The organism is Nocardia sp. CY15 (genome assembly GCF_009829295.1).
GTDB classification, from domain to species: domain Bacteria; phylum Actinomycetota; class Actinomycetes; order Mycobacteriales; family Mycobacteriaceae; genus Nocardia; species Nocardia sputi.
In genome coordinates this window covers 15380-41771 of record NZ_VUOT01000002.1, presented here as the reverse complement: position 1 = coordinate 41771, position 26392 = coordinate 15380, and the positions used below count along the sequence as shown (strand labels likewise).

Sequence of the window (26392 nt, the reverse complement as noted above, 5' to 3'; positions counted from 1 at the left end):
GTTGCGTCGGCAACTACCAGGCCAAGCGCACCATCTCGCACACACTGCAGCGACACCGGACCAGACAGCTCTTCGAACGGGGTTCTCGAATGACACAGCGCCTGGCGCTCGGCATCACTGTCGGGGCGTCGAATTCGGTCGCCGTGGCGGCAACGGAAGATGGCGACGAGGGCATCGGCCCGTCCGGCGGCGGCTATCTACGCTCGCATCCGAGCGTGTTGCGGCTGTCGCAGGACATGGCACCCACGCTCGGCGCGGGCGCGCGCCCCACCGGCCGCCATTCCAGCGATGTCCTGCTGGAGGGCTTCCTCGCCAGGGTCGGCGATCCGGTCGGCATCCTCGCCGAGGACGGCTCCTCGTATTCCGCTCCCGACCTGGTCGCCACCGCGATCGGATGCCTGGTCGACGAGATCGCCGCCGAGACGGGAACGAACGCCGCGGCGGCGATTGTCGCCTGCCACCCGGCGTGGTGGTCGCGGCACACCGTCGAGATCCAGCGCGAGGCGCTCGAGCGGGCCGCGCTCGGCGAGGTCACCCTGGTGCCGGAACCGACCGCCGCGATCCGCTGGCTCGACGCCGCACACGGCAGGACCGACGACGGCGCGGTGATCGTCTTCGACCTCGGCGCGACCGGCTCGACCGTCTCCGTGGTACGCACCGGTGAGCATGCCAGTCTGCTGGGCACGCCGCTGCGCACCACCGACGTCGCCGGTGCGGAATTCGATCTGCTGACCATGCGCTATGTTCTGGCAAACGCCGTGCTCGCCGCGGATTTCGATCCGTTCGATCCGCTGGTCGAACGTGAATTAGCGGCTTTGCGCGAGCGCTGCAGAAAAGCGAAAGAAGAGCTTTCCATAAATACCGCGACGGTTGTCCCGGTTCGGGTGGACCCCGCCGATCCGCATGGCAGCACCGTACGGCTGGTACGCGGTGAACTGGAAGACCTGCTGCGCGGGCCGTTGTCGAGTTCGATCGACCTCATCAGAGACGCGGTGCATCGGGCCGGGCTCGATATCGGCGACGTCGGCCGCGTCCTGCTCACCGGAGGCGGCGGCGCCATCCCGCTGGTCGCGGAACTGATCTCCTCCGAGTTCGGATTGCCCGTCGTGGCGGCTCCCGACCCGGAGCACACCACAGCACGCGGCGCCGCGCTGCTGGCCGCCGATCTGCTCGCCGCCGAAACCGACCAGCTGCCGATGGTGGATCCGGGCGCCGAAGACGAGACCGTGCCCCAGCCCAGAGCGCTCCCCTCGTCCCCCTCGTCGGGACTCCCGGCATTGCCCGAGGAACGCCCCGCACGCCCACGGGCGCTCACCAGCAGGCGACGCCTCGCGGTGGTGGCGGGCGCGGCGGCCGCCATCGGCCTGCTGGCCACCGGCACGCTCGCCATCGGCACCGGCATCCAGTCCGGCCCGAGCCATCCCGCCACCACCGAGCAGTCGACCACCGGCGCCGCGCAGGTCGCCGCGACCACGGGAGCGCAGACGGGCGATCCGTCCGCACCTTCCGGTGTCGCCGCCACGGACTCCACGACATCGACCGGCCGAGCGCGAACCGAGGCGACACAGGCCGGTTCGCCTTCGTCCCCGGCTCAGGGCACCACCGTGGCCGTGGTGAACAGCGAGCAGACGCCCGGCCGGCCCGACCCGGCACCCGCGGACTCCCCGGCTCCGCAACCCGCGCCGCAGCCCCAACCCCAGCCTTCTCCCGCTCCCGCGCCCGCCCCGGCCCCGACCAACCCGCCGCCGCCCACCCAGCAGCAGCCGCGGCCTATGCCGCCCACCGCGCCGAACCTGCCGACCGGCGTGCTCGGCGACACTCTCGGCACGGTGCTGCGCGCTCCCGGAGAGATCCTGGGAGGCTCCGGTGGCTGACACCGCATTCGACACCCTCCCGTCCGCACGGGACATCTTCCGCGACCTGGAATCCGCCGATGACCAACCGGTGGTCTACCTGATCCGCGGCCGCTCGCAAACCGGCAAGTCGACGCTTCTCGCGGAGATCCGGGCGCGTCTGCGCGCCCGGGGCGTCCCGCTGCAGGACGACACCGCCGCCGTCCAGCACGCGCACGCGCACAACGGCTCGCACCCACTGACCCGCACGCCGGCCTCGGTCGCGGGCGCTACGGCAGGGGTGACGACCGACACCGCCCGCCCGGCCCTGATCATCGACAACGCGCACACGCTGGGCGGGCTCGATCTCGAATATCTCCGCGCCGCCGTGGAAGCCGGGCGCCGCACGATGGTGATCGCCGCCCAGCCGCGCCCGCACGACCCGCGGCTGCGGCTGCTCGCCGACGCGGTCGCCCGGCGCGGTCGCGTCGTGGACCTGCGCCCGCTCGGCGTCGCGGACATGGCGCCGTTCGCCAGGGAACTGGGCATGATGGTGCCGCGCCAAGTCGCTCAGCACATCCACGTGCAGACCGCGGGTATCCGCGGTGGCGTCGTGGCGGCGCTCACCGCCGCCTGCTCGGCGCGTCTGGACGCGGGCATCGCCGCCGTCGACACGGCCGTCGCCGCGTGGGCGCGCGGTTTGCTGGACAACCTCGAGCCCGACCTGTTGGAGACCCTGGTGGTCGCCACCACGGGCACGGGCCTGGATTCCAGCGAGCTGACCGAGGTGCTCGGCGTGGAACCGGCCGTTGCGCAAGATCTCATCGACCGAGCCAGGGCCAGCGCCCTGGTGACCGATGCGGATCTGCTGATCGAACCCGCCGTCGCCCCACTGCGCACGCTGCTCGGCGACCGCAGGTTCGTCGCGGTCGAGCGCCGGTTGCTCGGCGCCCGGCTGGAGGCGGGCCTGCTGCGTGACCGCACCGCGCTGCAACTGGCCGAGTCCGGCGTCCGTGATCCGCGCCTGGCCGATTTCCTCGTCGACGCCGCGGAGCGGACCGGCCGCGAGGCGGTTCGCTACTACGCCGCCGCGGCGGCCGCGGGGGCGGAACTCGATCTGATCGCGCTGCGCTGGGCCGAGGCGGCCGCACGGACCGGTGACGGTGACACGGCGATGCGTCTGGCCGAGCCGATGCTGGCTCGTTCGGGCAGTTCCGGTACGGAACTCGCGACGGCGGTGCGCATCTGCGCGGCGGTGCTGACCCGACGTGGCCTGGTGGGTCGCGCGGCCCAGTTGTACACCTGGCTCGGTGCGGATCGGGTAGGCCCCGATTGGGCGATCGGCGCTACGGTGCTGCGCTTGGCCGGAGACGTGGCCGGCGCCGAGGAGATGGCCTCCTCGGCGACGCAGTGGCCCCCCACCGAGGCGCACGCGCACGCGCGGCTGATCGCGACCGCGCTGGCGGACTCCATCGCGCCGGGCAACAGCACCGCGTCCGCCGTGTCGGCGCTGGTGCAGGCGGCGAACGCGGACGCGGGCGTGGACCGCTTCCTGCCCTGCACGGCGGCCTCCATCGCCGCGCTGCTCTCGCTCGGCACCGGCGAGCCGCGCCGCGCCCAGGACGCGTTGCGGCGGGCCACCGCGAGCGGGCTGCGCTGCCACCAGCTCGACGTGCTCGCGGCCTGGACGGCGATGCTCGGTGGCGACGAGCGCGCCGCCGCCGCCACCGTGGCCGCCCTGGATTACGACCGACTCGACGTCCGCGACCGGCTGCTGGCTCACGGCGTCGCCGTCGGCCTCGCCCGGCGCAGCGGCGATCACGCCTCGCTGGCCCGCGCGTGGCAGGCGGCGTATCCGCTCTTCGACGACGTGCAGGCCGACCTGCTGGCACTGCTGCCGATCGGCGAACTGTGGCTGGCCGCCATCCGGATGCGTGACGAACGTCGGATCGAGCCTCTGGTGGAGGCCGCCCTCACGCTGCTGCGCCGCTTGAACGAACCGCCCGCCTGGTCCAACGCCTTCCATTGGTACGGCGTGCAGGCCGCGATCGCGCACGAAAGCCCCGACGACCTGCTGCCGCACGCGCGAGCGCTGAAAGCCGCGGCCGAGGCGGGTGACCGGCACGCCGCCGTGCTCGCCGACGCGGGCCGCACCTGGGTGCTCGTGCTGCGCGGCCAGGTCGCGACCGCGCCGGTCCACGCGGCGGTCGCCGCGCTCACCGAGATCGGCATGACCTGGGACGGTGCGCGGCTGGCCAGCGAGGCGGCGCTGGCCGCGCCCGACTCCGCGACGGCCACCGCGCTGCTCAAACTGGCTCGCACGGTCCGCGCCGACGCTCGTCCGCAGGAACCGCAGACCCGGCCCGCCGCACCGGCCGCAACCGACGGCGACACCCCGGCGCCGCCGCCCACGCCGCCGCAGGCCGCGATCCTCAGCGAACGGGAACGCGAAGTGGCCGAGCTGGTTCTGCTCGGGCTCACCTATCGCGAGATCGGTGCGCGCTTGTACATTTCCGCTAAGACGGTCGAGCACCACGTCGCGCGCATCCGACGCCGGGTCGGCGCCCGTTCCCGTTCGGAGTTATTGTCGATGCTCCGCGCCATGGGACACGGCTCGCTTCTGGTGTGACTCGGGTGCGGTTCCGTCAGCGGGAACGCCGAAGCGAGGTAGGTGGAGGATGGCCACTGGGGTTGGCCTGCGCGTCGCCGAGGACGAGTGCACGGCGGTCATCGTCACCGATGGTGACGAGCAACCGCGGTACATCGTCCGGGAGTCGATCCTGCACATGTCCGAGGACGGTGACGCCGAACTGGGCGGTCCCGCGCCCGCCGGGCACTCCCATTCGATCACCGGCTTCGTGCCCGCCGTCGGTGACCCGTCCGGTATCCCGGTCGACGACGGCGAGGCCTACCGCGCCGAAGACCTCGTCGCGACCGCCTTGTTCTGCCTGATCAATCTGGCCGCCGAACATCTCAGCGGCCCGGCCGAGTTCTACGCGACGCATCCGGCGGACTGGCCCGCCGAGCACGTGCGTTCCTTGCGGGACGCGCTGGACTACCTCGGCCTGCGGTCGGTGCTGCTGGTCAGCGAGGGCGAACTGCCGAGCGCCGGGAGCACGGCGCCCGACGGCTCGTTCGCCTACGACGCGGCCCGCGCGGCGCTGGCCGCCGTGCTGGCCACACCCGCGGGCGCCACTCCACCGGACCCGTCCACCGCCGAGAACTCGACGGTGGACACCATCGTCATCCCGGCGGTGCCCGCCGCCGAGCCACAGCCGCAGGCGTACTCGGCGGCCTTCCCGATCGCCGAGCCGGTCGCGACCGCCGACCCGGAGCCGGCCGAGAAGCCCACGGCGACAGAGGTTCCCGCGAAAGTTGTCGCGAAGAACCCGCGGCGTACGCCCTTGCTGGTCGCCTGCGCCGCCGTCATCGGCTTGGTGCTCGGCGGCATCGTGGTGGCCGCGCTGTTCCGCGACGGCGGGGAGACACCGGTGCCGCCCCTGCCCGACGCGAAATCGGAGCAGACGTCGGCGAGTCCCGTCCCGCCTCCGCCGGTCGTGTCCTCCACCGAGCCCATCACCACCGAGCCGTCCGAACCGCCGGTGGAGATCACCGAGACCACGACGCCGGAGACGACCACGACGCCTCCGCCTCCGCCTCCGTCGACCACCGAGCCGCCGACGACGCCACCGAGAACCACCCGTCCCTCGACGACCCGGAGCACGACGACTGCCCCCTACCCGTTCCTGCCGCTACCGCAGTTACCGACCATCCCCGGTATGGGAACACCGGGTAGTCGGTGATTAGTAGCGTCCTTTCCTGGTTTGTGGCCTAGAGTGATGCGCTGACCGTGTTGTCGGATGGCTTCCGGCACAGGTCGGTTGCTGGACGAAGACTGTGCGCCAACGGATTCTGCCCATGGCCACGGATTTAGCTGGCACGTGCGTGCCGACGAAGGGACTTCATGCGCAAGTTGGTGGCGCGTCGCGCCGCGGTCAAAGCTGTCGCCATCGCCTCGACCGTTCTCCTGGCTCCCTTGTTCGGCACGACGACCGCATCGGCGGTTCCCGACGCTCCCGCCCAGCTCGCCGCGGACAACCTGCCCCCGGAACTGGTGCAGGCCATCGCGCGCGACCTGAAGATGACCCCGACGGAGTACCTGGACCGCGCCGCGCGCGCCCAGCAGCTGCGGGACTACGCGCGCGAGTTCCGTTCCGAGCGACCGGATTCCTACGCGGGCGCTTGGATCGGCCCCGACGGCAAGCCCGTCGTGGCGGTCACCTCGCTGGACGCCGCCAAGATCGCCGCGGACGACGGCTACCAGACCCGACTGGCCCCGGTCTCCGCGGACAGCCTGGAAGGCTCGCTGGTGCAGCTCAACCAGTGGGTCACCGGTCTGCCGCGGGAGATCTCGCAGGCGATCAACTCCGTGGCCATCGACTTCCTGAACAGTCAACTGGTCCTCAGCGTCGCCAACACCCCCGCGGGTCACATGCTCAACCTGCCGACCTTGCTGGCGAACATCAAAGTCATCCTGTCGCCGGGCAGCGGCGGCCCGGTCGAGCGCAGGCCCATGGGCGGTGACACCTACATCAGCGCCCCCGGTCCGCTCGCGGACTCGTCGCTGCGCGCGGTCGACGTGTGCTCGTTCGGGTTCAACAGCATCGACGCGTCCGGCAACGCGCTGAACATCAGTGCGGGACATTGCGATCCGAATCTGGGCAAGGCCAACCAGGAAGCGGCCGTCTACCTGCCCAACGTCCGGGACATCCCGGCCAGCCCCGAACTGGGCACCTTCGTGCATGCCTCGCTGGGTGGGCACTCCGCGCTGGACTACTCGGTGATCAAGCTGAACGAGCGCGCGGTGCGGGCCGGCATGGACCAGCCCTCGGTGCGCGGCGCCAACGGCACCACGCTGGCGATCACCGGCACCGCCGACCCGATCACCGGCGCCCCGGTCTGCAAGTCCGGCCAGTCGTCCACGTTCACCTGTGGCTTCGTCGTGGCCGACCGGGTGGAGACCCAGCTGTTCACCGCGGAGGGCGAGAGCAAGACCGTTCGCGGGTTCGCCAGCTCGGCCTGCACGCTCGGCGGCGACAGCGGCGGCGCGATCGTGTCCGGCACGCTGGCGCTCGGCATCACCAGCGGTTCCAACGCGGCGGACGCGCCGAACTGCAACGAGGCCAACATCGCGCTCGCGCAGTACGGCGGCACCGCTTCGCTGGGCATTCCGATCCGTGCGATCCTGGCCGATGTGGACGCCTCCTCCGGTGGCGGAATCGGCAGCGGTATCACCGTGCGCACCCGGTCGAACGTCGGCTGAGCGCACGCACGCGTCCTGTGTCGATCGGCATATCGCCGGTCGCCGGGCTATGCGGGAATCGGGAACCACAAGATGAGTAGGCATACCGCTGCGAACCCCATATAGTCTGCTCATGCTCCTGCCACGTATAGGTCCTCTTCGATCAGCCGCGCGACAGACCGGAATCCGAAAAACAGTGATCGCCGCCTCGGCGGCGATCCTGCTGTTCGGGCCCACGGCGGCAGTAGCGACGGCTGAGCCCGATCAGGCTCCCGGCCTGCCCGCCGAGCTGGTCGCCGCGGTGACCCGTGATCTGAAGATCTCGCCCGACGAGTACCTGCACCGCGCGGAGCTCGCGCAGCAGGTGGCCGCGTTCGCCACCACCGCCCAGCGGCAGTACCCGGCCGTGTTCGGCGGCTCCTGGCTCGACGACGCGGGCAAGGCGGTCGTGGCGCTGGCCCAGGGCCCCGGCGCCGACGAGGCCAAGAAGGCGGCCGAATCGGCCGGTTTCGAGGTTCGCAACGTCGCCAAGAGCGAAGCGGCGCTGCGCGGCGAGAAGAGCGCGTTCGAGCGCTGGCTGGAAGGCCAGCCCGAGGCGGTGCAGTCGCTGGTGCGCGGCGCGGTGGTGGACACCGTGAACAACGCGATCGCGGTGCGCGTCGACCAGGCGGGCCTGCCGATGCCGAACTTCATCGACCCGGCGCGCGTCATCGTGATGGCCCCGCCGGTGGCAGGCGAACAGGGCACCCTGCAGGCCGGTGAGATCGCCGGTGAGGCGCGCGGCGCCCTCGCGGGTGGCGACGGCTACGCCTCGGTCGCCGGACGCAGCTCGCTGCGCTGCTCGCTCGGCTTCAACGGCACCGACCGCAACGGCAACACGGTGAACATCACCGCGGGCCACTGCAACCCGGACATCGCGTCCGCGGGCAACGGCAACGCCGCGGGCGTCTACGAGATGAGCGGCGAGCGCCTCGGCCCGCAGCTCGGCGTCTTCCAGAAGTCGGTGCTCGGCGAGCAGGACTACTCGATCGTGCGGATCAACGACCAGGCCAAGGACCGCTTCGCCAACAACGGCGTGCGCGCGCCCGGCGCGGCTCCGATCGCCGTCGAGGGCGTGGCGACGCCGGTCGTCGGCGCTCCGGTGTGCAAGTCCGGCGCACGCACCGGCTTCAGCTGCGGCGTGGTCAACGCGGTCGACCAGACCGTGCAGGTCGGCGACCGGGAACTCACCCAGAGCTTCTCGGCCAACATCTGCGCGCTGCCCGGCGACAGCGGCGGCCCGATCGTGACCGGCCGCCTGGCGCTCGGCATCTCCAGCGCGTCGTCGGTGGCGGACTACCCGATCTGCGAGATCCCGAACCTGATCGGAGCCCTCACCGGTAACGTGCCGCAGCTGTTCGCGCAGCCGGTGCACGTGGTGCTCTCCGACAACCCGGGGCTGCGCGTGCGCACCAACTGACAGCAGTGACGCGAAGAGGCCGGCAGCCGTTGCGCTGTCGGCCTTTCGCCGTCCCGGGGTCTTTCCACTGCCCTTACGCGGCCCCGCGTGCGGGAAAGACCGCATGGAGTGCGGCGCCGGTCCGGCATTCTGGTCGGCATGTGTTTGGTGTTGATCGGCTGGCGCGCCCACCCTGACTACCGGTTGATCGTGGCCGCCAACCGGGAAGAGTTCTATACCCGGCCGACCGAATCCATGCGCTGGTGGCCGGAGGCGCCCGGCCTGCTCGCCGGACGCGATACCGGGGCCACCGGCCGCACCGAGGGCGAACCTCCCGGCACTTGGCTGGGGCTGAGCACCCAGCCGCACGGCAACAACCGCTTCGCGGCTGTCACGAATGTGCGTGATCCCGCCGATCAACGCGTCGATGCCCGTTCCCGGGGCGCGCTGCTGCTGGACTTCCTGCGCGGCGCCGCCGACCGCGGTCGAGCGGGCGAGTTCCCCGGGCCGGAGAAGTACGTGCTCGACGTCGCCGCCGCGCCGGACGACTACAACGGCTACAACCTGTTGGTCTCCGACCTGCGCACACTGTGGTGGCACTCCAATCGCAGTGCGACCGAACCACGCGAGCTGACTCCGGGCTTCCACGGGCTCTCCAACGGCACGTTCGTCACGTCCGCGGGTCCGACCCTGGGCGAAGCGAATCTGACCGCGCCACAGCCCATCTGGCCCAAAGTGCGGGCGGGCGTGACCGAGCTGCGCGAGATCGTGGGGACCGAGCCCGGTGCGGTGGATCGCTACTTCGAGGTGCTGGCCGACCGCACGGAAGCTCCGGACGACCGGTTGCCGCGCACCGGCGTCCCCTACGAGATGGAGCGTGCGCTCTCGGCCAGGTTCGTCGCGCACACCGTGCACGGCACCAGAGCCAGCACGGTGCTGGTCGTCCGCGAGGACGGGACGTTCGAGATGGTCGAGCGCTCGTTCGGCCGATTGGGTGAAGAACTGGGCGAGGTCGTCGTCCGCGGCTTGCTCGATTTGACCGGATAAACGACCGGCGGCCCGCCCTCCGAGGAGAGCGGGCCGCCGGGGATCGAACGTGCAGCGTTCGGCCGAATATTTAGTTCGGCTTGTCCGCCCACTTGGTGGTGCCTTCGGGCGCCTGCAGCGTGTTGATCAGGTCGATGCCCGCGACAGCCAGCATGGGGCCACCGACGGCCACCGTGCCGAGGATGCCGCCGATACCCGCGCCCGCGATCGCGGCGGGGATGCAGCCGACACCGAGGAACGGCAGGCCGAGGATGCAGCCGATCACGGCGCCGCCGATGACGCCGATGGCGGTGCCGACGAAGCCGCCGACGGCGGTCGCGATGCCGAACTGGCTGGCGAACTCGTTCTGCGCGCGCTGGTTCTCGATCGGCGAGGCGATCGGCTGAGCGACGACGTTGACCGCGTTGGCCAGCTTGTCCCTGGGGACCTCGACACTCTGGTCAGGCGTGAGTTCGAGGACCGTGGCGTCTTCCTTCACGACCGGCTTCACCGGGACGACGGTCCCGGCGACCGTGAAGGCGATCGGCAGGGCCAGGACGTCGTTGCCCTGCGAGTCCTTGATCTTGTAGACGTCGTCTTCCTTGACGTCCTCGGAGGACTTCGCCAGTTCGAACGTTCCCCCCTTGAGCGTCGTAACGACGGTCTTCTCCACCAGCTTGACCGAGTACCGGATGGGATCCGGCGCAGCGTCCGGCTCGGCATGGGCGGTCCCCAATCCGATGGTCATCGCACCGATGACCATCGCGGCCGCCGCGGTGGTTCTGCGGAAGTTCATTCAGTTTCCAATCCATCATCAGGTCGATCGTCGCCGCGGGTCTCCAGCACGCGAGAGCTCTATCCAGCAAATCCGGGTGGTCGGCTCCGGATCCTCCCCGAGCAGTGTGCAGACGAGTCGCAAGCAACAGAACGACGTGAGCCTAATAGAACGCCGCGCATTAAGCGAGATGCCTTATCAGCCCTGGGGACTAAGCCAATCCTTACCGACTGGACGGAATGGTTCCCCGTTTACGGTGGTGACCGACCCTCTGTCCGCGAGATCGGTGAATTTTACTGTGATATTGATCACAGGTAAATAAGCGGTCAAGCCCCAGCATATGGGGCTATAGCCCAAAAGCCGATCGTACGATGGACACTGTTGTTACTGGCGGGTAACTTACCTCCGGTTAAGATACGAGCCAACCGAGGCGGTAGCGGAAACTGCCGCACTCGAGGTGCCTCTAAAGAAAGGTCGCGACATGAATGCCCTGACAGTGACGCTGGGCACGATTGGGGCGGCGCTCAGCCTCCTGTGTTGGGCGTCGTTCTTCGGCGGCGTCCGCAATATCGTTCGCGCCATCATGATCGGACAGCCGGCCCCGGACCGCTGGCGGCCCTTCTTCCCGCGCTTCAAGCAGATGATCGTGGAGTTCCTCGCGCATACGCGCATGAACAAATTCCGCACCGTGGGCTGGGCGCATTGGCTGGTGATGATCGGCTTCCTGGGCGGCGCCATGCTGTGGTTCGAGGCGTACGGGCAGACGTTCGACCCGGCGTTCCACTGGCCCATCATCGGCAACACCGCGATCTACCACCTGTGGGACGAGATCCTCGGCATCGGCACCGTGGTCGGCATCCTCACGCTGATCATCCTGCGTCAGCTCAACCATCCCCGGCTTCCGGAGCGGCTGTCGCGCTTCAGCGGTTCCAAGTTCGCCCCTGCCTACGTCATCGAGGCGATCGTGCTACTCGAGGGCCTCGGCATGGTCTTCGTGAAGGCGGGCAAGATCGCCGCCTACGGTCACGCGAACCCGGCGACCGACTTCTTCACCATGCAGGTCGCCAAGCTGCTGCCCGCCAACACCACGATGGTGGCGCTGTTCGCATTCGTGAAGCTGATGTCCGGCATGGCGTTCCTCTACCTGGTCGGCCGCAACGTGACCTGGGGCGTGGCCTGGCACCGCTTCTCGGCGTTCCCGAACATCTACTTCAAGCGGGATGAGGACGGCGGCGTCGCGCTGGGCCCGGCCAAGCCGATGATGTCGAAGGGCAAGCCGGTCGACATGGAGACCGCGGACCCGGACACCGACACCTTCGGGGCTGGCCGGATCGAGGACTTCTCCTGGAAGGGCTGGCTGGACTTCACCACCTGCACCGAGTGCGGTCGCTGCCAGTCGCAGTGCCCCGCGTGGAACACCGGTAAGCCGCTCTCGCCGAAGCTGCTGATCATGTCGCTGCGTGACCATGGTTACGCCAAGGCCCCGTACCTGCTGGCCGGTGGCCGCAAGGACATGGGCGGCGACGAGGTCGGCCTCGTCGACGCCGAGGGCAAGCCGAACGAGGCCCAGCTGGCCAAGATCTCCGAGGCCGCCAAGGCCGAAGCGGAGCGCCCGCTGGTCGGCGGCCCCGAAGTGGGCGGCGTCATCGACCCCGAGGTGCTGTGGAGCTGCACCACCTGTGGCGCGTGCGTCGAGCAGTGCCCGGTGGACATCGAGCACGTCGACCACATCATCGACATGCGCCGCTACCAGGTGCTGATCGAATCGGAGTTCCCGTCCGAGCTCGCCGGCCTGTTCAAGAACCTGGAGAACAAGGGCAATCCGTGGGGTCAGAACGCCAAGGACCGGCTCAACTGGATCAACGAGCTCGATTTCCAGATCCCGGTCTTCGGCCAGGACGCCGACAGCTTCGACGGTTACGAGTACCTGTTCTGGGTGGGCTGCGCGGGCGCCTACGAGGACCGCGCCAAGAAGACCACCAAGGCGGTCGCCGAGCTGCTGGCCACCGCGGGCGTGAAGTTCATGGTGCTCGGCGCGGAGGAGACCTGCACCGGTGACTCCGCACGCCGCGCGGGCAACGAATTCCTGTTCCAGCAGCTCGCGCAGCAGAACATCGAGCTGCTGAACTCGGTGTTCGAGGGCGTCGAGGATCGCAAGAAGAAGATCGTCGTCACCTGCGCGCACTGCTTCAACGCGCTGAACAACGAGTACCCACAGGTCGGCGGCACCTACGAGGTCGTGCACCACACCCAACTGCTCAACCGCCTGGTGCGGCAGAAGCAGCTGATCCCGGTGGCCTCGGTCTCCCAGAATGTCACCTACCACGACCCGTGCTACCTGGGCAGGCACAACAAGATCTACAACGCGCCGCGCGAGCTGATGGCCGCGTCCGGCTCGAACCTGGTCGAGATGCCCCGGCACGGCGAACGGTCCATGTGCTGTGGCGCCGGCGGCGCGCGGATGTGGATGGAAGAGCAACTCGGCAAGCGGGTCAACATCGACCGGGTGGAGGAGGGATTGAGCACCCTCGCCGCGCCTTCTGGTCGCTCCGCGGGCTCCGCCCCTGGGAAGATCGCGACCGGCTGCCCGTTCTGCCGCGTGATGCTCACCGACGGCGTCACCGCGCGCCAGGAGAAGGGTGAGGGCGAAGGCGTCGAAGTGGTGGACGTCGCGCAGTTGATGCTGGATGCCATCGAGCGGGTCGAGCCGACGGTGCTCACCGAGAACCTGACCGTCATCCAGGAGCCGAAGGCGCCCGAGGCGGAACCCGAGCCGGAGCCCGAACCCGCCCCGGCCGCCGAGGCTCCCGCCCCGGCCAAGGCCGCGCCGACCGGTGGCGGTCTGGCCATGAAGGGCCCGGCGAAAGCTCCCGGTGGCGGCGGTCTGGCCATGAAGGGCCCCGCGAAAGCTCCCGGTGGCGGCGGTCTCGGCATGAAGGGCGCCGCGAAGGCTCCCGGCGCCAAGGCCCCGGCCGCGGAAACGGCGGAGACCGAGGCCACGGCGGCGCCTGCCGCTCCGGTCAAGGGTCTGGCCATGAAGGGTCCGGCGAAGGCTCCCGGTGGTCTGGGGATGAAGGGCGGCGCGAAAGCGCCCGGCGCCAAGGCCGCCGCGGCCCCCGCCGCCGAGTCAGCGCCCGAGGCTTCGGCACCCGAAGCTCCGGCGGCGAAGCCGGTCAAGGGTCTGGGCATGAAGGGCGGCGCCAAGGCGCCCGGTGGTGGTCTCGCCATGAAGGGCGCGGCCAAGGCTCCCGGCGCTAAGGCTCCGGCAGCGGAAACGTCCGCGGCTGCGGCCGAAGCAGCACCCGCCACCCAGGCGGCTGCGGAACCGGCCGACGCCGAGCCGACCGAGACCAAGCCGACGGTGCCCGCCAAGGGTCTGGCCATGAAGTCCGGCTTCAAGCGTCCCGGCCCCAAGGCCCCTGGCAAAGCCGCTCCGGTCACTGCCGAACCGGCCTCGGCGGACGAGCCCGCCGCCGCGGAAACTCCTGCCGCGCAGCCCGAAGCCGCTGCCGAGCCGGAGCAATCCAATGGCACTGGCGGCAACGGCGCGCACCAGGTCGTACCGCCCGCCGCCAAACCGGGCGGCTTGGGCTTCAAGTCCGGCGCGAAGGCGCCGGGCCGTAAGAGCTGAGCCCAGAAACAACTGAACACCGACATCGGCCGGGTCCAGCGATGGACCCGGCCGAGTTGTATCCGGTAGTTTCGAAGTCGCTGAAGTGACCAGCGCACCTGGCGCTCTTGTGGCGGGATATCATCTCACCGCGCTCGAGATCGGCTACTCGGCGCGATCCCATGCCGACTACATCGCCAAGATCGCCGGTCAAAAGGCTTTGGTCTGGCTCCCGGTAACGGAAGAAGCGATGGACCGGGCCTTGGAGGTCCAGGGTCTTCTCGCCGCCCGAGGCGCACATCGTTTACCGATTCCCGATCTCATCCTTTCAGCGACCGCTGAAGTCCACGGGGCAACCGTTCTGCATGTGGACAGCGATTACCAGACCATTGCGGAGATCACCGGTCAGCCGCATCGGCGACTCGGGACAAGCTGATTCGGCAGCTCGTCCGATACCACCGCAGCGGTAAGGACGGCTGAGCACGAGCCAGTGGGGCCGGGGAGGTGTGGCCCCGGCCCGAGAACCGGATTACGGCCGTGTCAGCGCGGCGTAGCGCGCGAGATGCTCGTCGGTGGAGCCGAATTCGTGCTCGACAACGGTGAGCCGTTTGAAGTAGTGGCCGATGGCCAGCTCTTCGGTCATGCCCATCGCCCCGTGCAGTTGCACGGCGTTCTGCCCGATGAACCGCGCCGCGCGCGCGACCGTGACCTTCGCCGCGGAGACGGCGCGCGCACGGTCCTCGGCGGGCGCGCGCAGCGAGTGGACGGCCAGGTGGACCGCCGCGACGGCCTGTTCGAGTTCGATGTACATGTCGACCATGCGGTGTTGCAGTACCTGGAAACTGCCGATCGGCTGACCGAACTGCTGACGCTGCTCGGCGTATTCGATGGTGTCGGCGAGCACTTTCCGCATACAGCCGACGGCCTCGGCGCAGACCGCCGCGGTCGCCTCCGCGATGGTCGGCTCGATGACGGTCCAGGCGTCCGACTCCGCGCCCAGCAGGGCGTCGGCGGGCAGACGCAGGCCGGTGAACACGAGATCGGCGGCGGCCCGGTCGTCGATGGTGCGGTAGCTGTGCACTTCGACACCGGCAGGGGGCGCGACCGCGTCGAACTCCACCCGGAACAACGAGATCCCCGCCTTGTCGCGCCGCTCGCCGGATGTGCGCGCGGTGATCAGCAGGTGAGTGGCCAGCGGCGCGCCGGTCACCACGGTCTTCGCGCCGTCGAGCACCCAGCCGTCGTCGTCGCGGCGGGCAGTGGTCGACACATCGTGCAGCGCGTGTCCGGAGGTCGGTTCCAGCGCGGCGAACGCGATGCGCGCGTCACCGGACACGATCCGGCGCAGCACGGCGTCGGCCTGTTCGCCGCCGCCACGCTCGAGCAGTCCGGCGCCGATCACGACCGTGTCGACGAACGGCTCGACCACCAGCGCGCGGCCGAGTTCCTCGGCGATCACCATGAGCTCGACGGGGCCGCCACCGGTGCCGTCCACCCGCTCGGGAAGCGTCGCCCCGAGAATCCCCAGCTCGTCGGCGAAGCCGCGCCAGACCGCAGGCTGCCAGCCCTCCGCCGATTTCGCGGCTGCGCGGCTCTTCTCCAGGTCATAGCGGGCGCCGAGGTATCCGGCGACCGCGGAGCGGAGCAGTTCCTGCTCGTCGGTAAGCGTGAAGTCCATCAGAGCCCCAATGCTGCTTTGGCGAGGATGTTTCGCTGAATCTCGTTGCTGCCCGCGTAGATCGAGCCCGCTCGGTCGTTGAAGTACCGCAGCGGCGCGACAGCTTGCCAGTCCGCGCCGCTGTGGTAACCGTCGGCCGGCGGCGTGAACTGGGCGATCGGCCCGCCGGGCTCGGTGGCGTGCGGTTGGTAGACGCGACCGCGCGGTCCCGCGGCTTCCAGCGCCAGCTCGGTGAGCTTCTGGCTGAGTTCGGTGCCGAGGATCTTGAGCATGGAGGACGCGGGGCCCGGGTTCTTGCCCTGCGCCATCGCGGAAATGGTGCGGTACTCCAGGACTTCGAGCACTTCGGTGCGGATCCGCAGATCCGCCAGCTTCGCGGCGAACGCGCGGTCATCGATGAGCGGGTTGCCGTCCGGGCCGGGCTGCTGTGCCGCGTTGGCGGCGATGTCCTGGGCCATGACCTGCAGCCACGGGGCCGCCGTGCCGCCGCGCTCGTGCACCAGCAGGTATTTCGCGACGGTCCAGCCGTCGTCGATCCGGCCGAGCACATTGGTCTTCGGCACTCGCACGTTGTCGAAGAAGACCTGGTTCTGCACCTGTTCGCCCGAGGTCATCACCAGCGGCCGGACCTCGATGCCCGGTGAGGTCATATCGATCAGCAGGAACGTGATGCCCTGCTGCTTCTTACCCGTGCGCGAGGTGCGCACCAAGCAGAAGATCCAGTTCGCCTCGGTGGCGTGGGTGGTCCAGATCTTGCTGCCGGTGCACACGAAATCCTCGCCGTCGTCGACGGCGGCCATGGTCAGCGCGGCCAGATCCGATCCGGCCTCCGGCTCGGAGTACCCCTGGCAGAAGAAGACCTCGCCGGTGAGGATGCGCGGCAGATAGAAAGCCTTCTGCTCGGCGGTGCCGAACGCGATGATCGCGGGGGCCACCATCTTGATGCCCATCGGAGACAGCGCCGGCGCGCCCGCCAGCGCCGATTCCCGCTGGAAGATGTAGTGCTGGGTCAGACTCCAGTCGCATCCGCCGTGTTCCACCGGCCAGGCCGGCGCCGCCCAGCCGCGCTCGTGCAGGATGTGCTGCCATTCCATGCTCGCCTCGTGGTCGGGATACACGCTCGTCGCCAAGCGCCCGGCGCGGCGCAATTCCGGCGTCAGTTTCGCGTCGAGGAACTCGCGTACCTCGTCCCGAAACGCCAGATCCTCCGCTGACCAGTCGTAATCCATCTGCCCTCCCGGAGGGTGCGCACCGTTGCTTCACTGGCGACCATCCCGTCACCATGCGACAAAATGTACGATTGTTTCTCTCATCGAGTCAAACTGAAGGCACCCGCCCGCAAATTTTGGGCATTACTTGCCGCGCGGGCGGCTCGCGTGCCGGATCCACCGCTTCTAGCAGTCCTCGAAGAAGGCTTTGGTGAAACCCACGGATTGGTAGAGGTAGTCGTAAGCCCAGCGTGGGAGGGAGAGGTCGGGGTCGGTGTCGACGAAAAGGAGTTCTCCGTCCCAGCACTTTCGCAAGATGTAGCGCGCTCGGGAGATGTGGGGCGTGAAGGTGACGACGATTACTCGCCGCCAGTTGTGGGCGCGGGCGAGGCGGGCGAGTTCGCGGCCCTCGCCGCGAGTGGTGCGCGGCGAGGGGTCGAAGCACAGGACCTCGAAGCTGTAGCCGCCGTGACAGATGCGGTTCAGCATGGCGCTGTTCTCATAGGGATCGGAGAACACCACGCGTGGCGCGTACCCGTCGCGCGCCAGGCGTAGCCCGAGTTGCTCGCGTCCGTCGTGCGCTCCGCCCAGGACGAGAACGGCGTCCGCTCGCGCGGGCGGGTCGGTGCGCGGACGTACGTAGACCGGCCACAGCGCGCCCGCGGCGATGGCGACCGCCAGACCGGCGCCGAGGAGGATCCAGGCCCACCGATGACGTCGCACCCCGCCGATGCTAGCGGGCGCGGGAACCGATTCATCCAGGTCAGGGCGTTGCACCGCGCGACGTCGCCGCATGTACATCTGCTGTTGCCCGGACCCTTGCCTCGGTGACGTGGCGTGGCCACCGGAGGGGCTTACCAATCGATCATGCGATGCACAGTCTTCGGAACCGGGTATCTCGGGGCCACGCACGCTGCGTGCATGGCCGAACTCGGGCACGACGTCATCGGGGTGGACGTGGACCCGGGCAAGGTCGCGAAGCTGTCCGACGGGGTGGTGCCGTTCTACGAACCCGGCTTGGAGGCTGTGCTGCGCCGCAACCTCGACGCGGGCCGGCTGCGGTTCACCACCTCCTATGCCGAGGCGGCCGCCCACGCGGAGGTGCATTTCCTCGGCGTGGGCACCCCGCAGAAGAAGGGCGAGTACGCCGCCGACCTGAAATACGTGCACGCGGTGGTGGATACGCTCGCGCCGCTGCTGGAGCGCCCCTCGGTGATCATCGGCAAGTCGACGGTACCGGTCGGCACGGCGGCTGCGCTCGGGACCCGGGCTCGCGCACTGAGTCCCACCGACGTCGAGGTGGCGTGGAATCCGGAGTTCCTCCGGGAAGGCTGGGCGGTCAAGGACACCTTGCGGCCGGACCGGCTGGTCCTCGGTGTCGACCGTACGCGCGCCGCCGCCGGGTGGGTCGAAGATCTGGTGCGCGAGATCTACGCGGATCTCATCGCCGCCGAGATTCCATTCCTGCTGACCGACCTCGCCACAGCGGAATTGGTGAAGGTCTCCGCCAACGCTTTTCTGGCGACGAAGATTTCGTTCATCAACGCCGTGTCGGAGGTGTGCGAGGCGACCGGCGCGGACGTGACCATGCTGGCCGACGCCCTCGGCTACGACGCGCGCATCGGCCGCCGATTCCTCAACGCGGGCCTCGGTTTCGGCGGGGGATGTCTACCCAAGGACATCCGCGCGTTCATGGCCCGCTCCGGCGAACTCGGCGCCGACCACGCCGTCGCCTTCCTGCGCGAGGTGGACAACATCAATATGCGCCGCCGGACCAAGGTGGTGGACATGGCCGCACGCGCCTGCGGTGGTTCGCTGCTCGGCGCGAACGTCGCGGTGCTCGGCGCGGCGTTCAAGCCGGAGTCCGACGACGTCCGCGACTCGCCCGCGTTGAACGTGGCGGGCATGATCCAGCTGCACGGCGCCGTGGTGACCGTGTACGACCCCAAAGCGCTGGAGAATTCGCGCCGGGTGTTCCCCACCCTGAACTACGCGACCTCGGTGGCCGAGGCATGTGAACGCGCCGACGTGGTGCTCGTCCTCACCGAGTGGGACGAATTCACCGCGCTGCGACCGCAGGACCTGGACCGAGTGGTGCGCGCCCGCTCGATCATCGACGGCCGGAACTGTCTCAATCGTGCCACCTGGAGAGCAGCCGGATGGGTGTACGCGGGACTCGGCACGCCGTAGAGTTGCGGAGCGAGGCGGGCTACTGCCGGACAGGTGACCAGTCCTGCCTTAAGCACAGCTGATCGCCGGCGGTAGGGTCCGTCCAGCGGGCCTCCGCCGACGGACGGCGCAGGCTCGCATGTCGTGAAGTGTGGAACGAGATGGGCAGCTGATGAGTTCGGTACTGGGAGTTTCGGTGGGGGCCGGCGCTGTCCGTATGGCCCGGCCACACGCCGGCAACCCCCACGGGCATGTCTCCCCGCATTCCTTCGATCTGCAGACCATTCCGGTCGTCGACCAGAGCGTGGAAGAGCTGGCGGCCGAAGCCATCGGAGTCACCCTCGAAGCCACGCCGGGCATCGGCGCCACCGCGATCGCCTACCGCAGTGAGCAGCACGCCCGCGCCATTCGCGCGGCCATGGCCCGCCAGCAGCTGACCAATTACGAACTCGTCCCGGAGATCGCGGCGGCACTCGAGTTCGCGCAGGCCACCGGCGATATCCGCGGCATCTCCTCGCTGGTCGTCTATGACCTGGGCAGCTCGGGACTGACGGTGAGCGTGGTCGACACCCAGACTCGTGAGGTGCGTCATAGCGAGCGCACCAGCGACATCAGCGGTGACTATCTCGACTCTCTGATCCGCGAGCAGCAGATCGCGTCGGGGCGCATCGCACACCCCCCGAACGCCGCGGGCCTGGCCGCTCTGGACGCGCTGTGCCGGGAGGCCAAGGAGCAGTTGACCACCAACACCGCGGTGGCGCTGCCCAGCGAGCAGGGTTTGGTCCTGCTGGCGCAGGAGAACTTCGAATCGCTGATCATGCTGGCGATCGAGTCGTCGGCGCGGATGGCGCGCGACGTGATCGTGCGCTCGGACCGCCCGGTGCACGGCGTGCTGGCCATCGGTGGCTGCGCTCGAATCCCGTTGGTGGCCAAGGTCCTCGAACGGTGGATGGGCGTTCCCGTCATCGTGCCGGACAGCCCCGAGACCGTCATGGCGCGCGGCGCCGCCCTCTTGGCCAGACCGGTCCGCAAGGAGAGCCCGGCCGCGAGCGCCGTGCTGGACGACGACTTGTCACCCGCCTGGTTGTCGGCGCCTGCCCAGCGCGGCAAGCGCGAGATCAGCGGGGCCGTGTTGACCGTCAGCGCGCTGGCCGTGGTCGCCGCGATCGGGCTCGGCCTCGGCTACGGACCGCAGGTGCTGGAACGGGATTCGCACACCAGCGAGAGCTCGCCGTCGTTGTCACCGACCACCGCACCGCGTACGACCAGCCTCGATCCGCAGATCGCGGTCGCGCCGGGTACAACCGAGGCGCCCGCGCACGAATCGGTCGCCGCGCCACCGCCGAACCGGCGGCAGACCACCAGCGAGGCGCCGCCGACACCCGGCCCGAACACTATTGTGGTGCCCGGCCTTCCGCCGATCGTGGTTCCCACGATCCCGCCGGAGGTTTTCCCCTTTCCCCCACCGCCGCCACGCTGAGCCGGGTTCACCGGCGGCGTCTCAGCTCACCGGGATTCGGGCTCAAACCCTGGCGTGCTTGGCCCGGCGCGGGCGCGGCGGCGGGCTCGATTCCTTGGCCTTGAACGGGCGAGCCAGCAGGACCGCGATGCCGGTGGTCAACGGCACCGAGAGCGCCAGCGCGATGCCGCCGACCGAGGAACGCGCGATCTCGATGGCCACCGCGTCACCGGCGAGCACGTCACGGATGGACCGCCCCGCCACGCTGAACAGCAGCAACAGCGGCAGCGCCCCACCGGCGTAGGCGAGCACCAGCGTGTAGACGGTGCTGGCGATGTGGTCGCGCCCCACGCGCATGGCGGCGGCGAAGATCTCTCGCCGCGATGCCGATTCGTCGAGGGCGGCCAGCTCGAACGCGGCCGACGCCTGGGTGATCGTCACGTCGTTGAGCACGCCCAGCGAGCCGATGATGAACCCGGCCAGCAACAGTCCGGTGATGCTGACGTGCTCGATGTAGGTCGCGACGTTGGTGTTCTGTTCCTCGGAAAGCCCCGTCAGATTGGTCATCTCGATCGTGAGCCAGGACAACACGGCGGCCAGCAGCATCGAGGTGAGCGTGCCCAGCAGCGCCGAACTGGTGCGCAGGTTCAGCCCGTGCGCCAGATACAGCACGGCGTAGAGGATCAACGAGCCCGCGACCAGCGCGACCGGGATCGCGGGTTTGCCGTCGAGCAAGGCGGGCAGCATGAACATCACCAGGACCGCGAAGGCGAACACCAGACCCAGCAGCGCGCGGACGCCGCGCCAGCGCGCCACCACGATGATCACCACCACGAACGCCAGGGCGATCAGCGTGAGCGGCAGCCCCCGTGAGTAGTCCTCGAACGAGTACAGCGGCGTCCCGGTCGGATCGGTCTGGCGGACCAGCCGGAGCTCGTCGCCCGCGCGCAGGTCGGGTTGTCCTGGGCCCGGTGCGATTTCCAACAGCGTGCGGTTGCCCTTGTGCGGGCCGGACTCGATCGCGATCACACTGCGCTGACAGTTGTAGGCATTGCTGCGCGGCGGTTCGGGCTTGTCGATGAACACCTTGCCCAGTGACGGACTGCCGCACGGGCCGATATCCTGCATGACCACCGTGCCCGCCTCGGTCTGCACCGCGCCGCCACCCGCGTTCTGCATCGGCAGCGGGATATCGACATGCTGTTTGCTCGGCCACAGCGCGATCGCGCCGATGAGCACGGCGACGCCGATCACGGTGAGTAGCCCGATGACCACCCGCGCCGCGGTCGCGCCGATCGCGATCGGACCCGAGTGATCGTGGTGATGGTGGTGGTCGCTCACCGCGCTCCTACCTGTCAGATGTGTTTCTGCCCGCAGCGAGCCTAAAGGATTTCATTTTCAAGACCGTCGCGGCTGCTACCGAACACAGCGGATACACACTCGGAGCGATCCGATCGCGGTAAGGAAACGGGATTTGGAGGGGGCGGCGGAGAGCAGGGGGATGTCTCCGCCGCCCGCAGGGCAGGCGGCCCAGGGGGGTAGGCGGCCTAACCCAAGGCCGGATGTGCCCAGGGGGGTAGGCAATCCGGCCAGGCACCTTAAGTGCCGAGGACCACTGTACACAAAAATACTTCTTTTGCGCTAGTTAGTCGCCAAATCCGACAGGTATCCGTACATCAGGTTTGTTTCCGGGCCGGAAGCGGGGCGATTATATTGTCGCCCGACCTCCTTCCCACTATTGGCGATAGCTGGCGAGGAAGTTGCCGAACCGTTCGATCGCGACCGCGAGATCCCGGGCCCAGGGCAGGGTGACGATCCGGAGATGGTCGTGGTGCGGCCAGTTGAAGCCGGTGCCCTGCACCATCAGGATCTTCTCCTGCAACAGCAGATCCAGGATCAGCTTGGAGTCGTCGTAGATCTCGTACACGTTCGGATCCAGCTTCGGGAACGCGTACAGCGCGCCCTTCGGCTTCACACACGAGACACCAGGGATCATGTTCAACCGCTCCCACGCGACATCGCGCTGTTCGAGCAGCCTGCCGCCGGGCAGGATCAGATCCTCGATGCTCTGGTGGCCGCCGAGCGCGACTTGGATCGCGTGCTGCGCGGGCACATTCGGGCACAATCGCGACGAGGCGAGCAGGTCGATGCCCTCCAGGAAGCCGGCCGCGTGGTCCTTCGGCCCGGTGATCGCCAGCCAGCCCGACCGGTAGCCCGCCACCCGATAGGCCTTGGACAGCCCGTTGAAGGTCAGGCACAGCAGATCCGGCGCCACGCCCGCCAGCGAGATGTGCTTGGCGTCGTCGTAGAGGATCTTGTCGTAGATCTCGTCGGCGAGCAGCAACAGTTGATGCTTACGCGCCACGTCGGCGAGTTGCTGGAGCACCTCGGCGGAGTACACCGCGCCGGTGGGATTGTTCGGGTTGATCACCAGCAGGGCCTTGGTCTTGTCGGTGATCTTGGCTTCGATGTCCGCGATGTCGGGTTGCCAGCCGTTGGCCTCGTCACAGAGATAATGCACCGGGGTGCCGCCCGCCAGGCTGGTCATGGCGGTCCACAGCGGGTAGTCCGGCGCCGGGATCAGCACCTCGTCGCCGTTGTCCAGCAGGGCCTGCATGGTGATGGTGATCAGCTCGGAGACGCCGTTGCCGAGGTAGACGTCGTCCACGTCGAGCTCCGGGAAGCCGGGCACGAGTTCGTAGCGGGTTACGATCGCGCGCCGCGCCGACAGGATGCCCTTGGATTCGGAGTAGCCCTGGGCGTACGGGAGCGCCGCGATGATGTCGCGCATGATCACGTCCGGCGCCTCGAACCCGAACGGGGCGGGGTTGCCGATGTTGAGCTTGAGGATGCGGTGCCCCTCGGCCTCCAACCGTGCCGCCTGCGCGTGTACCGGTCCACGGATCTCGTAGACGACGTTCTGCAGCTTCGTGGACTGCTCCAGAACACGCGGGGGACGGTGCGGATGATGAGGACTCACCCGTCCCATGGTGCCATCCGTCGCAACTGGATAAACCGCCTGTCCGAGCCCCGCCCCGGGCGTCCGCGGCCACGACGGCGTCTCCCGCGTCACCGGATGTGACGCGTCACTCAATGGGCGGGCCCGCCCGGTGGGATGCCTTTGGCCGCGGTGGAGCCGCAGAACTCCTCGATGCGCTCGTCCAACCGCCGCGCCTCGATCGCGTCACGGAAGGTTCGACTCGCGATCCGCCTGCGCACACCGGTCAGCCGCTCCTCCAGTTGCGCGATGCGCTTGTCCTCCTCGAGTCCGAGCACCGGCTGCAACGCCTCGGCCGCGCCGTCCAGGCTGCCGTTGATCAGATGGGCGGCCGCGCAGTCGACCCTGGCCAGGGATTCCGCACCGTAGGAGCGCTGTTCGGACGGTCCTTTCGAGTACAGCTCGATGGCCCGCTGCGTGGCGGTGAGCGCGGGCTCCGCCTGGCCGAGGTGGATGTAGGTGGCGCCAGCGTAGTAGTTGGCCTTGGCGTCGTTGAACCCGAAGACCCCGCCCACCTCGTCGTGCAGGGTGTCGGTCGCGGCGATCTCACGGGCGTCGTCGGCCGCGCGGACGCAGCGGTCGGTGTCCGCGGCGCTGCCCAGCGCCGACCAGATCCTGGCCTCGATGTTGAGCAGTCGCACCTGCGCGGTCGCGGACTCGGCGAACTCCCGTCCGCTCTGGGCCAGCTCCACCGCCCGGCGGGGGCGCTGCGACCAGTACTCGATCAGCGCGTGCATGCCGCGGGTCCAGGCACGAAGCCCGTTGTGCCCGCATAGTTCCGCGTAAGCCCAGGCAGCCCGCACCTGCTCGCCCGCAGCGTCGTAGTAGCCGAGATCGGTGCTCGCGTTGGCGAGCAGTCCCGAGAGCGTGCCCGCCAGGAGATACAGATGCCCCGTATCGGCGGGCCGCTGATGGCCTTCCAGCAACCGATACACCCGGCGTCGCACCCGCACCATCTCCACCATCATCGGCACCGGCGGAATATGCACGTAATCGTTCGCGATGCGTACGACATCCGCGTCGAGCTGTTCCAACGTGCTCGCACCGACATTGGTGCTCTCGGCCTTACCGGCGTGCTCGCTGGCCTCGTGGGCAGCCGCCATGATCAGATCCCTCTCCGAAATCGCTGCTAACGCAACACCTCTCATCGCACCGGCGTCTATGAGAGCCAAAATGTCAGCGTCGCTCGAATAATGAATGCGCGCCGAGGCGTCGGCAGGCGCGTCGAATCCCGGCGGGACGGCTCGATCGCTCGAGGGCTGATCGATCAATGCCGCGAACCGCGCCCGCACCACATCGTCGGACCTGGCCAGTGAGGTATCCAGAGCGGCTTGGTTGATCGGTCGTGGATGGACCCGGGCGCCCCCGGCTTCCCACTTCGACACCAAGCGTTCGTGCACCCCTAAATGGGCAGCGAATTCCCTGATGCTCATCCGCTTGGCATCGCGAAGGGCGCGGGCCTCTTTGCCTGACCAATGCCTGATCACGATGCCATCCCTTCCGAACGAGCCCCCTCCAGAGTACGAGCGGTTTGTGATCACTGCCACAAGTGAATTGCGCCTTCTATCAAAGGCAGTGGAAGGGCAGCGTAAGGCGGGTAGGCAGGCAATACCGAATCCAGCTGCGGGCCGGGACTATTGAGGCGGAAGGCAAGGAGTTCGCCGTGAATGTCGAGAAACTCAGGACCGTGGACGATTGGGTGGCGTTCTATCGGCACGAGTTCGGGTTGCCGGTCACCGAGCGTGGCGGTTTCGCCATGCTTCCGATCACCGGACGCGTCTGCGTAGTCCACCTGCCGACCGCGCGGGCCGAGAAGGTCCGCGTCGCACTGGAACAACAGGGAACGAGGGGTCCCATGTTGGCCAGGCAGATCCGATGGAGCTTCCTCGCCGAGCCCGACAGCCGACCGGGACCACAGGTGCTCGAGGTGCTCAATCGGCTGGATATCGGCCTGCCGGCCATCGGCAGTGCCGTGATGTTGCCGACCGGTCTCGGTCGCTGGACTCGGGAAGGGTGCTTCTGGGTCAGCCCGCCGAACCGCGGTGACACGCTTCCGCCGCTGTCCGTCATCCTCACTACGGCGCTCGCGGTGGGAGCGGGCGGCGGGGACTGATCACCTCCGCGATCAGCTCCCCGCTGCCACCCGCCGGGTCCGCTTCTCCTCACAGTCGACGAGGCGGACTCGGCGTGGGTCGGTCAGCGTGATTCGGCGGCCTCGATCGCCGCGGCCGCGATCGGGAAGTTGAGATAGGACCGCGACGGCGTCGGTCCGCGCTGGCCCTGATACTTCGAGCCCGCCACGGCACTGCCGTAGGGATGCTCGGCCGGACTGGTCAGCCTGATCAGGCACAACTGACCGATCTTCATGCCGGGCCACAGCGTGATCGGCAGGTTGGCCACGTTGGACAGCTCCAGCGTGATGTGCCCGCTGAACCCGGGATCGATGAAGCCCGCGGTGGAGTGGGTCAGCAGGCCGAGCCTGCCCAGGCTGGACTTGCCCTCCAACCGTCCGGCCAGGTCGTCCGGCAGCGTGCACACCTCGAGGGTGGAGCCGAGCACGAACTCGCCCGGATGCAGCACGAACGGCTCACCCTCGGTCGGCTCGACCAGAGTGGTGAGTTCGTCCTGCCGCTGCGCGGGATCGATGTGGGTGTACCGGGTGTTGTTGAACACCCGGAACATCCGGTCCAGGCGCACGTCGATGCTCGACGGCTGGATCAGGTTCTCCAGCAGCGGCTCGACGCCGAGACGCCCAGCGGCGATCTCCGCACGGATGTCACGATCGGAAAGCAGCACGCGACGAGCGTAGCGCCTGTTCGCCGGGACTCCTCAGCCGCACAGTGATATGGAGAGAGCGGTATCCTCGCATCCACTCGGGGCGCGTCGCCCGCGATCGA

General features: G+C 68.8%; 19 protein-coding genes. 11 read left to right on the top strand and 8 right to left on the bottom strand.

Features of this window, described 5'->3' with window-relative positions:
* The first annotated feature begins 89 nt into the window (after positions 1-89).
* From GVY39_RS06005 to GVY39_RS05980, 6 genes are all read left to right on the top strand, one after another.
* A complete protein-coding gene (locus GVY39_RS06005; RefSeq protein ID WP_159922060.1) occupies positions 90-1874 on the top strand; it encodes an Hsp70 family protein in 1785 nt (594 codons plus the stop codon).
* Positions 1867-4461 carry a LuxR C-terminal-related transcriptional regulator gene (locus GVY39_RS06000; protein ID WP_159922062.1) on the top strand — a complete coding sequence of 865 codons (2595 nt, stop codon included), beginning with the start codon at positions 1867-1869 and terminating at the stop codon, positions 4459-4461. Before GVY39_RS06005 ends, GVY39_RS06000 begins: the two co-directional genes overlap by 8 nt.
* A 49-nt stretch (positions 4462-4510) precedes the next feature.
* Positions 4511-5635 (top strand): hypothetical protein, encoded by a 1125-nt coding sequence (locus GVY39_RS05995; RefSeq protein WP_159922064.1) that lies wholly within the window; start codon positions 4511-4513, stop codon positions 5633-5635.
* Between the two features lie 161 nt (positions 5636-5796).
* A complete protein-coding gene (locus GVY39_RS05990; protein WP_159922066.1) occupies positions 5797-7155 on the top strand; it encodes a S1 family peptidase in 1359 nt (452 codons plus the stop codon).
* A gap of 112 nt (positions 7156-7267) precedes the next feature.
* Complete coding sequence (locus GVY39_RS05985; protein WP_159922068.1) at positions 7268-8593, top strand: S1 family peptidase; 1326 nt, start codon at positions 7268-7270, stop codon at positions 8591-8593.
* Positions 8594-8731: 138 nt separating this feature from the next.
* Positions 8732-9619: an NRDE family protein gene (locus GVY39_RS05980; protein ID WP_159922070.1), complete on the top strand. Its 888-nt coding sequence runs from the start codon at positions 8732-8734 to the stop codon at positions 9617-9619.
* A gap of 70 nt (positions 9620-9689) precedes the next feature.
* Here the strand turns inward: GVY39_RS05980 and GVY39_RS05975 are convergent, their stop codons facing one another.
* Positions 9690-10394 carry a hypothetical protein gene (locus tag GVY39_RS05975; protein ID WP_159922072.1) on the bottom strand — a complete coding sequence of 235 codons (705 nt, stop codon included), beginning with the start codon at positions 10392-10394 and terminating at the stop codon, positions 9690-9692.
* A gap of 460 nt (positions 10395-10854) precedes the next feature.
* Between GVY39_RS05975 and GVY39_RS05970 the strand changes: the two genes are divergently transcribed.
* Positions 10855-14004, top strand: a complete 3150-nt coding sequence (locus GVY39_RS05970; RefSeq protein ID WP_159922074.1) for a (Fe-S)-binding protein — start codon at positions 10855-10857, stop codon at positions 14002-14004.
* An 85-nt stretch (positions 14005-14089) separates the two neighbouring features.
* Positions 14090-14419, top strand: coding sequence for a PIN domain-containing protein (locus GVY39_RS05965; protein ID WP_201295176.1), 330 nt, complete (start codon positions 14090-14092; stop codon positions 14417-14419).
* Between the two features lie 93 nt (positions 14420-14512).
* Here the strand turns inward: GVY39_RS05965 and GVY39_RS05960 are convergent, their stop codons facing one another.
* From GVY39_RS05960 to GVY39_RS05950, 3 genes are all read right to left on the bottom strand, one after another.
* Positions 14513-15661, bottom strand: coding sequence for an acyl-CoA dehydrogenase family protein (locus GVY39_RS05960; protein WP_159922076.1), 1149 nt, complete (start codon positions 15659-15661; stop codon positions 14513-14515).
* Positions 15661-16890 carry an acyl-CoA dehydrogenase family protein gene (locus tag GVY39_RS05955; RefSeq protein ID WP_159922078.1) on the bottom strand — a complete coding sequence of 410 codons (1230 nt, stop codon included), beginning with the start codon at positions 16888-16890 and terminating at the stop codon, positions 15661-15663. The genes GVY39_RS05960 and GVY39_RS05955 overlap by 1 nt, the downstream gene beginning before the upstream one ends.
* Before the next feature lie 165 nt (positions 16891-17055).
* Complete coding sequence (locus GVY39_RS05950; protein ID WP_236565337.1) at positions 17056-17592, bottom strand: YdcF family protein; 537 nt, start codon at positions 17590-17592, stop codon at positions 17056-17058.
* Positions 17593-17736: 144 nt separating this feature from the next.
* On the opposite strand from GVY39_RS05950, the gene GVY39_RS05945 reads away from it, so the two are divergent.
* Together GVY39_RS05945 and GVY39_RS05940 are read left to right on the top strand one after the other, a co-directional pair.
* Complete coding sequence (locus GVY39_RS05945; RefSeq protein WP_159922082.1) at positions 17737-19059, top strand: UDP-glucose/GDP-mannose dehydrogenase family protein; 1323 nt, start codon at positions 17737-17739, stop codon at positions 19057-19059.
* 151 nt (positions 19060-19210) lie between these two features.
* On the top strand, positions 19211-20518 hold the full coding sequence (locus GVY39_RS05940) for an Hsp70 family protein (RefSeq protein ID WP_223519356.1): 1308 nt from the start codon (positions 19211-19213) through the stop codon (positions 20516-20518).
* A 42-nt stretch (positions 20519-20560) separates the two neighbouring features.
* Here the strand turns inward: GVY39_RS05940 and GVY39_RS05935 are convergent, their stop codons facing one another.
* The 3 genes from GVY39_RS05935 to GVY39_RS05925 form a co-directional block, all read right to left on the bottom strand.
* The gene (locus GVY39_RS05935) at positions 20561-21838 is read right to left on the bottom strand and encodes a YibE/F family protein (protein ID WP_159922084.1); all 1278 of its coding nucleotides are present in this window, start codon (positions 21836-21838) and stop codon (positions 20561-20563) included.
* Positions 21839-22232: 394 nt separating this feature from the next.
* Positions 22233-23486 (bottom strand): pyridoxal phosphate-dependent aminotransferase, encoded by a 1254-nt coding sequence (locus GVY39_RS05930; protein WP_159922086.1) that lies wholly within the window; start codon positions 23484-23486, stop codon positions 22233-22235.
* Between the two features lie 101 nt (positions 23487-23587).
* Entirely contained in the window at positions 23588-24598 is a 1011-nt protein-coding gene (locus tag GVY39_RS05925; protein ID WP_236565338.1) for an XRE family transcriptional regulator, read from the bottom strand.
* 560 nt (positions 24599-25158) lie between these two features.
* Here GVY39_RS05925 and GVY39_RS05920 point away from each other — a divergent pair.
* On the top strand, positions 25159-25608 hold the full coding sequence (locus tag GVY39_RS05920; RefSeq protein WP_159922090.1) for a hypothetical protein: 450 nt from the start codon (positions 25159-25161) through the stop codon (positions 25606-25608).
* An 83-nt stretch (positions 25609-25691) separates the two neighbouring features.
* On the opposite strand, the gene dcd is transcribed toward GVY39_RS05920, so the two are convergent.
* Positions 25692-26291, bottom strand: coding sequence for a dCTP deaminase (gene dcd, locus GVY39_RS05915; RefSeq protein WP_159922092.1), 600 nt, complete (start codon positions 26289-26291; stop codon positions 25692-25694).
* Positions 26292-26392 lie beyond the last annotated feature (101 nt).

What these genes read in the sequence shown, in the direction of transcription:
- GVY39_RS05970 (WP_159922074.1), top strand. Translation starts at nt 10,855, where the DNA reads ATGAATGCCCTGACAGTGACGCTGGGCACGATTGGGGCGGCGCTCAGC.
- GVY39_RS05985 (WP_159922068.1), top strand. Translation starts at nt 7,268, where the DNA reads ATGCTCCTGCCACGTATAGGTCCTCTTCGATCAGCCGCGCGACAGACC.
- GVY39_RS05925 (WP_236565338.1), bottom strand. Translation starts at nt 24,598, where the DNA reads ATGGCGGCTGCCCACGAGGCCAGCGAGCACGCCGGTAAGGCCGAGAGC.
- GVY39_RS06005 (WP_159922060.1), top strand. Translation starts at nt 90, where the DNA reads ATGACACAGCGCCTGGCGCTCGGCATCACTGTCGGGGCGTCGAATTCG.
- GVY39_RS05930 (WP_159922086.1), bottom strand. Translation starts at nt 23,486, where the DNA reads ATGGGACGGGTGAGTCCTCATCATCCGCACCGTCCCCCGCGTGTTCTG.
- GVY39_RS05975 (WP_159922072.1), bottom strand. Translation starts at nt 10,394, where the DNA reads ATGAACTTCCGCAGAACCACCGCGGCGGCCGCGATGGTCATCGGTGCG.
- GVY39_RS05960 (WP_159922076.1), bottom strand. Translation starts at nt 15,661, where the DNA reads ATGGACTTCACGCTTACCGACGAGCAGGAACTGCTCCGCTCCGCGGTC.
- GVY39_RS05955 (WP_159922078.1), bottom strand. Translation starts at nt 16,890, where the DNA reads ATGGATTACGACTGGTCAGCGGAGGATCTGGCGTTTCGGGACGAGGTA.
- GVY39_RS05940 (WP_223519356.1), top strand. Translation starts at nt 19,211, where the DNA reads ATGAGTTCGGTACTGGGAGTTTCGGTGGGGGCCGGCGCTGTCCGTATG.
- GVY39_RS05990 (WP_159922066.1), top strand. Translation starts at nt 5,797, where the DNA reads ATGCGCAAGTTGGTGGCGCGTCGCGCCGCGGTCAAAGCTGTCGCCATC.
- GVY39_RS05995 (WP_159922064.1), top strand. Translation starts at nt 4,511, where the DNA reads ATGGCCACTGGGGTTGGCCTGCGCGTCGCCGAGGACGAGTGCACGGCG.
- GVY39_RS05945 (WP_159922082.1), top strand. Translation starts at nt 17,737, where the DNA reads ATGCGATGCACAGTCTTCGGAACCGGGTATCTCGGGGCCACGCACGCT.
- GVY39_RS05980 (WP_159922070.1), top strand. Translation starts at nt 8,732, where the DNA reads ATGTGTTTGGTGTTGATCGGCTGGCGCGCCCACCCTGACTACCGGTTG.